Here is a 12,656-nt window from a genome sequence, read left to right as displayed (position 1 = left end):
CTTCAAAGAGGAGAACATATGAAAAAGAAACTTACTATTTTATTTAGCATGATGTGTATTTTAGTATTAGCAGCATGTGGTCAAACGAAAGCTAATGAAGAGGCAACGAAAAAAACGGAAAAAAGTAATGACCCAAAAATTGCTTCAATGTCTATTCATTTAACGAATGATTTACTTGCATTAGGAATTACACCAGTAGGTTCTGTTATTGGTGGAGATTTAAAAGATTTCTTACCGCACGCTAAAGAGAAGTTGAAAGATACGAAGAAGCTTGGTGTTGTAACAGATCCGAATATGGAAGCGTTACTTCAATTAAAGCCAACTGACATTTATGTTGATGAAAAATATGCTGGTAAAGATGTAGCGAAATACGAAAAAATTGCAAAAACACATTCTTTCAATTTAGATGAAGGTACGTGGAGAGATCATTTAAAACAAGTTGGTAAACTTGTAAACCGTGAGAAAGAAGCAGATAAATATATTCAAGATTACGAAGAGCAATCAAAACGAGTAAAAGGTTTAATAGATAAAGAGCTAGGTAATAACGAAAAAGTAATGGCAATTCGCGTTACTGCAAAAGAATTGCGTGTATTTAGTACGAAAAGACCGATGGGACCAATTTTATTCCAAGACTTAGGGTTACAGCCTGCAAATGGTGTAGAGAAAATTGATGGAAACCGCCCTTTCGAAGTCATTTCACAAGAAGTATTACCTGACTTTGATGCAGATGCGATTTTCGTTGTTGTAAATAGAGATGATAAAGCAAAAGCAGCATTTAAACAACTTCAAGAAACGCCAATTTGGAAAGACTTAAAAGCAGTTAAAGGCAAGCACGTATACATTATCAATGATCAACCATGGCTGGACTATTCTGCTTTAGGAAACAAAATGGCAATGGATGAAGCGGAGAAAATGTTTACGAAATAATATAGTTTTGCTATTAGGAAAGGCCCTCTAAATTTGGAGGGCCTTTCTATTATTGTTAGAATAAATAAAAAATTATACAATGAAGTTAATTCAATATGGAGGAGATGTGCCAATGTCAGCGCTTATTGTATGTATCCCGTTTAAAAAACAGTTTATGGAATAAGGGGATAAATAGTCTAAAATAAGTATCCCCGTTATTTAAAAGGGGGAGTTTGAAATGACAATGAATCTTTTTCGAAATAAAACGATTAAATTATCAGCTATGAGAGAAACAGATGCTGAAGTAATGGCTATGTGGCAAGAAGATAGTGAGTATTTAAGACATGTTGATACAGATGTAGCATTCCCGCAATCTTTAAATGAAATAGCAAGTGATGAGTTATTAAAAGGACGGAGATCGAATAGTGTTTCTTTCATGGTAAGGACAGTTCAAGAAGATCGCTTAATTGGTTTTGTGGCGATTCATGGTATAGAGTGGAACAACAGAACAGGTTTATTAGCCATTGGTATAGGAGATGCGAATGATAGAGGAAAAGGATATGGGAAAGAAGCAATACATCTTATTCTAAAGTATGCTTTCTATGAATTGAATTTACACCGCATCGGTCTCGATGTTATTTCGTATAATAAACCTGCCATTGCATTGTATAAAAAGATGGGTTTTCAAATGGAAGGCTGTATGAGAGAAGCGGTTCAAAGAGATGGGAAGTGTTTTGACCGTATGATTATGGGGATATTGCGGGATGAATGGATAGAGCTGCAAGGTTAGAAAGTACATTCGAAATTATATATGTAGTATGCAGGAGATATAATGGTAATTGGCGAAAATTTACAGTGTGTTGATTGAATTTATAAGGAGTCATGCAAAATGAATTTAGAAAAGGCAAAACCAGTAAATGAAGAGGTCGCCGAATTAAAAGAACTTATTAAAGAGTTACACGGAAGTGTGCACCAACTTCAAAGTGAAGTGCAGCAACTAAGGCACGAAAGACCAGTTGTTGAAGTGAGAAAAGGTGTTCAATTATCACCAACAATTGTCGGACAAATTGGGGGTATGATTTTAGGTGGTTTAGCAATTATCGGTATATTTTGGTGATGAAAAAAGGTTTGCAGCACGGATGCTGCAAACCTTTTGTATTTGACGATATAATTTCATGCAATACAACTTTTACATTAAATAACGTAAATATATATAAGCATGTGATAACAAGAGTGCAACAATAGTTAATGGTAAACCAATTTTTAAGAAGTCCATATAAGAGAAGCCATGTCCTTCACGTTTTGCAATACCAGCAACGACTACGTTTGCAGATGCACCGATTAGTGTTCCATTTCCTCCTAAGCAAGCTCCAAGAGATAACGCCCACCATAGTACTTCGATTTGCGGAGAATCGACAGATAGTCCGAGTCCTGTAGCTAAGTCTTGAATAAGAGGAATCATCGTTGCGACAAATGGGATGTTGTCGATTGTCGCAGATGCGATGCCAGATACCCATAAAATAAGTATAGCTGCGAATCCGATGTCACCGTTTGTTACGTCGATTACTTCTCTTGCAAGTGAAGAGATAAGTCCGATATCAATTAACCCGCCAACGAGAACAAATAATCCGGCGAAGAAGAAAATGGTTACCCATTCAACGTGGGCAAATACATCTTCAATATCATGTTCTTTCACGCCGATTAACATAAGAAGTGTAGCGCCTGTCATCGCGATAACAGCAGCGTCTACATGAATAATCGAATGAAGTACGAAGCCTAAAATAGTTAGTCCTAAAATCGAAATAGATTTTAAAAGGAGGCTTTGATCTTTAATGTAATCTTTTTCGTTTAATGCCATTAGTTTTTCGATTTGTTCAGGTGTTGTTTTTAGTTTATTACGATACATGAAGTAAATAATGCCAAGTGTCACGATAGAAATAATAATTACGATTGGAGCTAAGTTAAGTAAAAAGGCGTTAAAGTCTAAATGCTTGTTTGCTGATCCAATCATAATATTAGGTGGATCACCGATTAATGTTGCTGTTCCGCCTATATTTGAAAACAGCACTTCTGAAATCAAATAAGGCACAGGATTTACTTTTAAAATACGTGTAATGGATAGCGTAACAGGAACGATTAATAAAACAGTCGTTACATTGTCCAAAAATGCTGATCCGACAGCAGTTAATAGGGATAGTAATAATAAAATGCGAATCGGTTTTCCGCCAGCTGCTTTTGCCGCTTTAATGGCCACAAATTCAAAGACGCCTGATTGACTCGTAATATGTACGAGAATCATCATCCCAATTAAAAGGGTAATCGTTTCCCATTGAATATGTGATGTGAAAGCAGTATGTAAATCTACAACTCCAAAAATAATCATAATAGCAGCACCGAATAGTGCGATTACAGCACGATTCAATTTCTCAGAAATAATAAATCCATACGTGATTAAAAATACGGCAATTGCAAAATAATATTGCCAATTTGCTACTTCATGTGCTGACTGTTCCAATCATGTCACCTTCTTTAAATTATGTATTCAATTGTCGAAATGTATCTCGCTGCAATAATACGGGATAAAATATATTGTAGCAAATTCAAAAAAGAAAGAAAACTATTTAACAAAGTGAAGGAAAAAATGTATTTTTTACATATCATATAAAAAATATAAAAAACACAGTGCAAATTATTAGGAAAAGTGAGCGTTGTCCTCTAATATAGAGATAGCAATTTACATTATTTTTGCGTAAAATGGTTTAAAGAGGTGAATTCCGATGGAAATAGTAAAAGATAGTTCTCTTATTCAAAATGAAATTGAACGTTTTGTAAATAAAGATGTATATATTCATTTAGAAACGACAAACGGAGCGTATGCATCACACATAAATGAAAAGATGATGACAGTTGGTGCTTTCATTCGAAATGCGATTATCCGTTTTGAACGCGGGAAGATAACTGGAACAAATCCATACCGAGTTGGTCTGAAAATGGATCACGGTTGGGTATATGCTGAAGGTATTACGCACTGGGAAGTAGACGATCAAGAGCGTTTATTACTAGCTGGACATGATAATTTAGGTCGCTTAGCAGTTGCACTTGAGTTAAGCTTAACACCATTTAAGTAAGAAGGAGGGAAACTTATGGAGAGACATGTACTTGTTGTATTTCCGCATCCAGATGATGAAGCATATGCTGCGGGAGGAACAATTCGCTTATTAACAGATCAAGGAGTACCTGTAACATATGCATGTGGTACTCTAGGACAAATGGGACGTAACATGGGTAAGAACGTATTCGCTAACCGTGAAACGATTCCACATATCCGTAAGAAAGAATTGAAAGATGCTTGTAAAGCGATGGGTATTAAAGATTTAAGAATGCTTGGCTTCCATGATAAAACGTTAGAATTTGAAGATGTTGATTTCGTTGCTGACAAAATTGAAGCAATCATTCAAGAAGTAAATCCATCTCGAATTATTACATTTTATCCAGAACACGGTGTACATCCAGATCATAATGCATTTGGCCGCGCTGTCGTTCGCGCTGTATCACGTATGCCAAAAGAAGAGCGCCCAGTTATCCATGCTGTTGCGATTACGAAAAATCGTGAGGCAGTATTAGGAGAACCGGATGTTGTAAATAACATTAGTGAAGTATTTGATCATAAATTAACTGCATTAGGTGCGCACCGTTCACAAACAGAAGCAATGCTTGAAGACACGCATGCAAAAATAAAAAACAAAGATGCAGCAACATTAAAATGGCTGCAACTTGAACAGTTTTGGACTTATAAATGGGAGTAGGCTAGAAGGATACCTTCTAGTTACTCTTACATAGAAAAGCGCCGTCACTTGTGATGGCGCTTTTTTTATTGAAGACTATATATTTCTTAAGGGGCTTCAAAATTTTTAAATTAACGTGCAGTATAGCCTCCATCAACAAGAAGTGTTGTACCGTTAACAAAACTAGCTTCATCACTTGCTAAAAATAAGACAGCTTTAGCGACTTCTTCTGGTGTTCCAAGTCTGCCTTGTGGATGAAGTGAAGCTAAATATTCTTTCTGTTCAGGATTAACACTACCAAGTAAAGGGGTGTCAATATAACCGGGGCACACCGCATTAATACGTATTCCATATTTAGCGTAGGCAGTACATAAATTTTGAGTTAATAGTTTCACACCACCTTTTGCAGAGGAGTATGCTGTTGGGGTAGGTAATGAAACAAAACTATGAATCGAACCAGCGTTAACGATGACACCACCTGTACCTTGTTTAAGGAATTGTTCAATCGAATATTTATTAGAAAGGAATACTCCAGACAAATTAATATCAATAGTTCTTTTCCACTTTTCATAGGATAATTCGTTTGCTGGTGCATCATCAGCAACGCCGGCATTGGCATACATAATATCTAATTTACCGTATGTACTTACTGTCTCATGAATTAGCTGTTTAATATCTGCCTCTTTTGTTACATCAGTTTTAATAAATAACGTATTATATCCATGTGCATTCAATTCATCTGATAGTTCTTTTCCACGTTCAGAAAAGTCAGCAATAACTACTTTTGCACCTTCTTCGATAAAAAGACGAACAGTAGATTCGCCAATTCCACTTGCTCCACCAGTTATGATTGCTACTTTGTCTTTCAATTTCATATAAACCTCTCCATTCATCAATGAATTTAAGTCGAATTTTAAAATCTGGTTATGTCACTATTAACCTTAAATAGTAAGTAGATAGAAGAAAAAGCTCGCGTTTACTTAATTGTGAGAGTGCTATTTTTTCTTTAGTGTACTTTTTGATACAGTTATGGACGAAAATATTAATTTGGTCAATCTTATCATTAGATTGAATATTTGGTAAAGAGCTCTCGAACAGAGCGAGTACGGATGCTGAAAAATTAAAATAAATATGAAGTATTATTTGTAGGGTAAGGAACAAGGGGAGAGAAGCATAACGAAAACTACTACTCTATTTAAATAGGAAAAAACCTTGCAGGGGGGGCAAGGCTTTAAACAGGGTATTAAAAATTATTGATTTATTAAGAAGAACTTCTTCTTGTGAATAAACTAATTTTAGCATGATAACTTATATGTATGTGTTACGAATTTGTGAATAAAAACTCAATGATAAAAGTATGAGTGAAAGGAAATAATGTATTTGAAATATGTATTATTACAGAAAGTTTAGTTGAAATAGTGAGGAAAATAAAAAAGCGCAATGAGCAAAATAATTAAGAGACGAATTATATGAAAGATTAGTGGAACGCCTACTATTTAATTCTTTAGAACTGATTTTTAATAATGCATATAAGAAGCGTATATTTTGAATTATTTAATAGAATAATATATATTTATATTGATTTAGTGATTTTAGTTTGTTAAAAATGGGGAAATCGATATGAAGGTTAAATTTGCCGTAATAAAAGATGAGAGCTTTGATTGTAGTTTATTGGAAACAAAATTATTGAAAACTTTTAAAGAAGTAGATTGTGAAGCAGATATTGTAAAGGTTGAGGATGAAATTTTTGAAAACAATGATGTACAAACACATTTATCAGAAATAACCATTCATGTTACTGGAAAAAATATCGGATATAGATCCGTTTCAGCCAGTATATTTATTGTTCTAGAGAGTTTATCAATACAGCTATTTCGTATTCATATTAGTATACTTTAAGCAGTTCAAAAATTGGCTTCTTCAGAAAATCATACTGATTATATGGAGTTGTAAATATGAAAACAATAGAAATTATCGTAGGTGCTTCCGAATGTTGGATTGCACCTTGTTTGTTGTTAAATAAACAAGGGGTTCCTTTTAAAATTTTAATGTATCTTAACGCTAATTTATAAATAGAAGAATAGAAACATGTGAGTAATTCAATTAGATTGTACAAATAATTTGGTACGCGGATATACGCAATGTATTCACAGGTAAGAGGGTTGTCTCATAATATATATAGATTTTTCTATTAAGATGAACAGAGGGTGTGAATATATGGAAGATGTTTACGCTAAAATTGACAGTCTCAAGGCGGAGCAAAAAGAAATTATGAGAGACATTCGAAATTTAGAAACGCGTACCACTATTAATGAGAAAGACATAGCAACAATCAATAAGCAATTAGAAAAAATAAGTACAAACACAACTTGGATTTTGCGAATTATTATTAGCGCGATAATAATGTCAGTTTTAGGATTAATATTAAAAGGAATGATTTAGTCTTGTGAAATAGGACGATATAAAAGAAAGAGGGGAACTCCCTCTTTCTTTATGTAAATGAGAAACTATAAATTTTCCGTTTCCTTTTCGTCTGCATACTTATCCTCTAAGGAAATTAATAGAGGGATTGATACGGTTACTAGAATGATTAAAGTAGTTATAAAAGATTTAGAAAGAGAAAAAGAACCTTCAATTAAAGGTGATAAAAACTTGAATGAAAGTATACTTGTTATTAAGGAAATTACTAAAAAGCTCAAAAGAGATATATTTTTATTCTTTATAGATGTCTCTATAAAGTCTTTAACACAGGTTATTACGACAAATATAGTTAATATGATAAGAGAAACAAAATAATGTGTTACATTTGTCATACTAATAGTAGGATCGTCTATTATGTAAGCAAGTAACTTAGATACTAATATTCCTCCAAACAATAAAATAATAAAAGCAAGTAATCCTTCCGATATATAAGTGCTGAAATTGTCTTTCTTGTTAAAGAGTTTATAGTTCAGAGTAGATTGGATTATTTGAATTAGGAATAGGCTAATAATCCATACATAATATACAAATGGTAATTCTCCTGAGAATAGAGAAATTAGGAAATTTAATACTGTCTTTAAAATTTCAATCATTACGAAAGTCCTCCTGTTTGTAAGCTTGTGACATTAAAATATGCTAGTCTATCGTTTAATAATTAAGTTTATGAATTCAAACTATTTCTAATTATTCCATAAAAAGGTGAATGCATCAAGTTATCTTTTTAACAATCCTCCAAGGCCGAGCACTAGTAAAAGAAACGCAATATGTAATATAATTGAAAAAGTATATTTAAAAATCGATGTTAATATTACCCTCCTATAAGTATTAACATACGTAATTGAGGTGTTTTCTTTGTTGTTTTATGACCGGATTTCTATAATGGCCCCTCCTGTTCCGTAGCTAAGGAAAGTCTTTTTATTTCTGAGATTTTCAAAGTTATAGGAGGGTATGAAAAATGAAAAAAGTCTCAGTACCATCACTTTTGTTAATGATTATTCTTGTCGCATTTCCGCAAATTAGTGAAACGATTTACACACCGTCGTTACCTGACATTTCAAAGGCGTTACATGTAAGTAATAATGAGGTGCAGTTAACGCTTAGTGTGTATTTTGCTGGATTTGCTTTAGGTGTATTTTTTATTGGATGGCTATCAGATATAATTGGCCGTCGCCCAGCAATGTTATTTGGAATTGTCGTATATGGCGCTGGGAGTTTCTTGTGCTTTATTGCAAATTCCATTGAAGTTTTATTGGTAAGTCGTTTTATTCAAGCGTTTGGAGCAAGTGCAGGATCAGTTGTGACGCAAACGATTCTTCGTGAAAGTGTAGAAGGGCATAAGAGGCATGTTATGTTTGCTCAAATTTCAGCAGTCATTGCTTTTACACCAGCGATAGGACCGTTAATTGGTGGCTTTCTTGATCAAATGTTTGGATTTAAAATAGTATTTTTAAGTTTAGTAGTTATGAGTATCGGTATTTTTCTGTATACGTTTGTTTCTCTTCCTGAAACAAAAACGGGCTCAGTAACGAATAAAATAAATGTATTTTCAGTCTTGAAGAGGTTAATTACAAATCCAAAAGTGGTAACATATGGGCTGTTAATTGGAGGAGCAAATGGTGTTTTATTTAGCTATTATGCAGAAGCGCCGTTTATCTTTATTGAATACTTTCAGTTATCGCCTAGTATGTATGGCTTTCTAGGAATTGTTGTAGCGTCTGCTTCTATTGTTGGAGCGAAAATTTCAAAACGTTTACTTGCTACTTATAAACCAGAGAAAATTATATATATCGGTTGTCTTGTAATGACAGGAGGAGCAGTCGCTTTATCTATTATTACTTCAGTTGGATCAAATCCAAATATAATATATATGATTGTATTTTTAATAGCGATGTTTATATTGCTATTAGGAATTGGAGTAGCGTTACCTAATTGTTTAAGTTTAGCGTTAGTAGATTTTCAAGATGTCATTGGTACAGCTGGTGCATTGTTTAGTTTAGGTTACTATGTAATTGTAACGATGACAATTTTGGGAATGAGTCAGCTGCATACAGGCTCGTTAATGGTGATGCCACTTTATTTTCTGGTTATTGTAGTTATAATGGCAGTGTTTACTAGGGTGTTTATCTTTGGTAAGCAAACTTCGAAATCGATTTAAATATGAAATTGTAAAAGAGTCTCATTTTTTAATGAGACTCTTTTATATTTTATCCCGTTGTTTTGAGGCAGAAAGGTTTCTGCCTCAAAATTTGGCTGGAGTAAAGAAGTTAGTAGTTTATTAATATATTAAATTCCTTATTGGTATATGAATCGAATGTGTGGGAAATTACGTTATCAACTATAAAGGTTGAAGTATTTGAGATATGAAACCGAGGAAGATAGCATCTCCTCGTTTATTTATATTGTAATAATATACATGTCGGAATCATATTGAATAGATGTATTTTATTGTTAATTTAGTTAAAAATTAATCAGACTTATGTATAATAATTTATTGAAAAAATAATTGAATTTTTCAGATTAATGAATTAATATAAGGTAAGTAATTTTAAGATTTATAGAATATTGGAAGATGAAAGGTTCTGAGAATTTTATTAGGAGCACAAAACGATTTTAGGATAGCTTTAAAGCTAGTGTAAAATGACGTTTGCTTCATCATTTTCAGGGTCGAAAGGAATTAGGGGAAAGCATCTTGTGTTAAAATGCGGCTATGAATCATCTAAGAGGGGGAAGTGAAGTGGCAAACAAAGAATTGAAAAGAGGTTTAGAAGCACGTCATATTCAAATGATTGCTTTAGGCGGAACGATTGGTGTTGGTTTGTTTATGGGATCAGCCAGCACAATTAAATGGACAGGTCCGTCAGTAATGCTTGCTTATGCAATTGCAGGTATTTTCATCTTCTTCATCATGCGTGCCATGGGAGAAATGTTGTATATGGAGCCAAGTACAGGCTCATTTGCGACATTCGGTCATAAGTATATTCATCCACTAGCTGGTTATATGACAGCGTGGAGTAACTGGTTCCAGTGGGTTATCGTTGGGATGTCAGAAATTATCGCGGTTGGAGCGTATATGCAATATTGGTTCCCGGATTTACCAGCTTGGATACCAGGTATAATTGCAATGGTTATTCTTGGTGCAGCTAACTTAATTTCTGTGAAGTCATTTGGTGAATTTGAATTTTGGTTCGCGATGATTAAAATCGTTACGATTCTATTAATGATTATTGCGGGATTTGGCCTTATTTTCTTCGGAATTGGTAACGGCGGAGAAGCGATTGGCATATCTAATCTTTGGTCAAATGGCGGTTTCTTTACAGGTGGTTTCTCAGGATTCTTCTTTGCTTTATCACTTGTAGTTGGTGCATACCAAGGTGTGGAATTAATTGGTATTACTGCTGGTGAAGCGAAGGATCCAAAGAAGACACTTACAAGAGCGATTCAAAGTACAATTTGGCGTATTTTAATTTTCTACATCGGTGCTATTTTCGTTATTGTAACTGTGTATCCGTGGGATCAATTAAGTACAATTGGTAGTCCGTTCGTAGCAACTTTTGCGAAAGTTGGTATTACGGCAGCAGCTGGATTAATTAACTTCGTTGTTATTACAGCGGCGATGTCTGGTTGTAATAGCGGTATTTATAGTGCGGGGCGTATGCTTTATACGTTAGGTGTAAATGGACAAGCACCGAAATATTTCACGAAACTTTCTGGAAATGGTGTACCTTTATTCGGTACAGTTGGCGTAATTATCGGTTTAGCGGTTGGTGTTGTATTAAGTTATATTGCACCGAAAAACTTATTCGTATATGTATATAGTGCGAGCGTACTTCCTGGTATGGTACCATGGTTTGTCATTTTAATAAGTCAAATTAATTTTAGAAAAGTAAAAGGGGCAGAGATGGAAGATCATCCGTTCAAAATGCCATTTGCTCCTGTTACAAACTATTTAACGATTGCCTTTTTAATTATGGTATTAATCGGAATGTGGTTTAACGATGATACGCGTATTTCACTAGTTGTAGGTATTGTTTTCTTAGCTATCGTAACAATTAGTTTCTATGCTTTTGGAATAGGGAAACGACCGCCGTTAGATGTTCCAAATGATCAAGAGATTTCAAGTAAATAAAGATAGTAAAAAAGTCCGATTTCTCATTTGGAAATCGGACTTTTTGTTATTAAAATTTCTCTAAAACGATTTTTCCAATTGTACTTCCGCTTTCAAGCAGTGCATGTGCTTTCTTTACATTTTCAGCATTAATTGGTGATAGTGTTTCATGTAATGTTGTCTTTAAAATACCTTCATCTAGTAGTTCGCTTACTTTATTTAATAGTTCGTGTTGCGTAATCATATCGCCAGTTTCATACATTGCTTTTGTAAACATAAACTCCCAAACGAATGTAGCACTTTTACTTTTTAAAATACCCATCTCAAGAGGGTGCTCATTTTCTACGATAGAGCAAATTTTTCCTTGTGGTTTAATAAGCTCACATATTGCTTGCCAATGTTGATCTGTATTGTTTAAGCAGAAAATATAATCTACATCTTTTAGACCAAACTCTAATATTTGATCTTGTAAAGGCTGGTGATGGTTAATAATATAATCGGCACCAAATTTTTCAACCCAGTGTATCGTTTCAGTGCGGGATGCAGTTGTGATGACATTTAGTCCAGCCCATTTTGCAAGTTGAATTGCAATCGAGCCAACACCACCAGCACCGCCGATAATTAAAATGTTTTTAAATGTATTCTCATCTCTTTTATTATAATCAATACCTAAACGTTCAAATAAACCTTCCCATGCTGTAATAGCTGTTAAAGGAAGTGCTGCAGTCTCCGCATCACTTAATGTTTTTGGTTTTTTACCAACAATTCTTTCATCAACTAAATGATATTCACTATATGTACCTTGTCTCGTAAGGCTTCCAGCGTAAAACACTTCGTCGTCTTCTTTAAATAACGTACAACCTTCGCCAGTTTGCACGACAACACCACTAGCATCCCAGCCAAGTATTTTCGCTACATCTTCTTTTTTATCTTTCGGAGAGCGAACTTTTGTATCAACCGGATTAACGGAAATAGCGTTAATTTTAACGAGTATATCTCTTCCTGTAGCAACAGGTCTTTCAACTTCAATATCAATTAAACTGTTTTCTTCTTCAATAGGTAAGTATTCATGTAAACCAATTGCTTTCATTTGTATTCCCTCCATTAAAGTAAGAGTCATTTACTCTTTTATTATAGTAGGTAAAGTATGATTATGTAAAAAAGTTGAGTCCTTTCTATTTTGTAAAAGGCTTGTTTTAGCCTCATTTAGAAATTCGTAACTGCAGAGGGTCAGCCATCGTTTTGATTTTATAAGCTTTGGATGAAAGATATATATATTTTTTTCTACTGTACCTTGCAATGAACAATACTAAGTGGCATGTTATACTTGTAGTTACTCATTATAAAACAGTACTAAATAATAAATAGTAGTGAATATG

13 protein-coding genes are annotated in these 12,656 nt (G+C 34.0%); 9 read left to right on the top strand and 4 right to left on the bottom strand.

The genetic code is table 11. From position 1 onward, the window contains the following. Positions 1 to 18 precede the first annotated feature (18 nt). The 3 genes from NST86_RS17450 (at position 19) to NST86_RS17440 (ending at position 2,023) form a co-directional block, all read left to right on the top strand. Entirely contained in the window at positions 19 to 927 is a 909-nt protein-coding gene (locus NST86_RS17450; RefSeq protein WP_000728216.1) for an iron-hydroxamate ABC transporter substrate-binding protein, read from the top strand. A gap of 217 nt (positions 928 to 1,144) precedes the next feature. Continuing rightward, positions 1,145 to 1,696 carry a GNAT family N-acetyltransferase gene (locus tag NST86_RS17445; RefSeq protein ID WP_016118380.1) on the top strand — a complete coding sequence of 184 codons (552 nt, stop codon included), beginning with the start codon at positions 1,145 to 1,147 and terminating at the stop codon, positions 1,694 to 1,696. Between the two features lie 99 nt (positions 1,697 to 1,795). Further along, positions 1,796 to 2,023 carry a hypothetical protein gene (locus tag NST86_RS17440; protein ID WP_001047304.1) on the top strand — a complete coding sequence of 76 codons (228 nt, stop codon included), beginning with the start codon at positions 1,796 to 1,798 and terminating at the stop codon, positions 2,021 to 2,023. A 72-nt stretch (positions 2,024 to 2,095) separates the two neighbouring features. Here the strand turns inward: NST86_RS17440 and NST86_RS17435 are convergent, their stop codons facing one another. Then, positions 2,096 to 3,421, bottom strand: coding sequence for an ArsB/NhaD family transporter (locus NST86_RS17435; RefSeq protein ID WP_000437992.1), 1,326 nt, complete (start codon positions 3,419 to 3,421; stop codon positions 2,096 to 2,098). 262 nt (positions 3,422 to 3,683) lie between these two features. On the opposite strand from NST86_RS17435, the gene NST86_RS17430 reads away from it, so the two are divergent. Then, entirely contained in the window at positions 3,684 to 4,034 is a 351-nt protein-coding gene (locus NST86_RS17430; RefSeq protein WP_000407045.1) for a YojF family protein, read from the top strand. A gap of 15 nt (positions 4,035 to 4,049) precedes the next feature. Then, positions 4,050 to 4,712 (top strand): bacillithiol biosynthesis deacetylase BshB2, encoded by a 663-nt coding sequence (bshB2, locus tag NST86_RS17425; protein ID WP_000439486.1) that lies wholly within the window; start codon positions 4,050 to 4,052, stop codon positions 4,710 to 4,712. A 110-nt stretch (positions 4,713 to 4,822) separates the two neighbouring features. On the opposite strand, the gene NST86_RS17420 is transcribed toward bshB2, so the two are convergent. Beyond that, positions 4,823 to 5,566 (bottom strand): SDR family NAD(P)-dependent oxidoreductase, encoded by a 744-nt coding sequence (locus NST86_RS17420; RefSeq protein ID WP_000768021.1) that lies wholly within the window; start codon positions 5,564 to 5,566, stop codon positions 4,823 to 4,825. 745 nt (positions 5,567 to 6,311) lie between these two features. Here NST86_RS17420 and NST86_RS17415 point away from each other — a divergent pair. Both NST86_RS17415 and NST86_RS17410 read left to right on the top strand, forming a co-directional pair. After that, positions 6,312 to 6,590, top strand: a complete 279-nt coding sequence (locus NST86_RS17415; RefSeq protein WP_000865018.1) for a hypothetical protein — start codon at positions 6,312 to 6,314, stop codon at positions 6,588 to 6,590. A 318-nt stretch (positions 6,591 to 6,908) separates the two neighbouring features. Continuing rightward, entirely contained in the window at positions 6,909 to 7,133 is a 225-nt protein-coding gene (locus NST86_RS17410; protein WP_000390462.1) for a hemolysin XhlA family protein, read from the top strand. 65 nt (positions 7,134 to 7,198) lie between these two features. Here the strand turns inward: NST86_RS17410 and NST86_RS17405 are convergent, their stop codons facing one another. Beyond that, positions 7,199 to 7,765 carry a DUF5823 family protein gene (locus tag NST86_RS17405; protein WP_016118379.1) on the bottom strand — a complete coding sequence of 189 codons (567 nt, stop codon included), beginning with the start codon at positions 7,763 to 7,765 and terminating at the stop codon, positions 7,199 to 7,201. A 362-nt stretch (positions 7,766 to 8,127) separates the two neighbouring features. On the opposite strand from NST86_RS17405, the gene NST86_RS17400 reads away from it, so the two are divergent. Both NST86_RS17400 and NST86_RS17395 read left to right on the top strand, forming a co-directional pair. Then, positions 8,128 to 9,327, top strand: a complete 1,200-nt coding sequence (locus tag NST86_RS17400; protein ID WP_086423482.1) for a multidrug effflux MFS transporter — start codon at positions 8,128 to 8,130, stop codon at positions 9,325 to 9,327. A gap of 579 nt (positions 9,328 to 9,906) precedes the next feature. Continuing rightward, a complete protein-coding gene (locus tag NST86_RS17395; RefSeq protein WP_140159048.1) occupies positions 9,907 to 11,298 on the top strand; it encodes an amino acid permease in 1,392 nt (463 codons plus the stop codon). A 49-nt stretch (positions 11,299 to 11,347) separates the two neighbouring features. On the opposite strand, the gene NST86_RS17390 is transcribed toward NST86_RS17395, so the two are convergent. Further along, positions 11,348 to 12,367: a zinc-binding alcohol dehydrogenase family protein gene (locus tag NST86_RS17390; RefSeq protein ID WP_086423484.1), complete on the bottom strand. Its 1,020-nt coding sequence runs from the start codon at positions 12,365 to 12,367 to the stop codon at positions 11,348 to 11,350. Between the last annotated feature and the right edge of the window lie 289 nt (positions 12,368 to 12,656).

Source organism: Bacillus sp. FSL L8-0199 (genome assembly GCF_038005705.1).
Lineage (GTDB): Bacteria > Bacillota > Bacilli > Bacillales > Bacillaceae_G > Bacillus_A > Bacillus_A cereus.
This window is presented reverse-complemented; position numbering and strand designations above follow the sequence as displayed.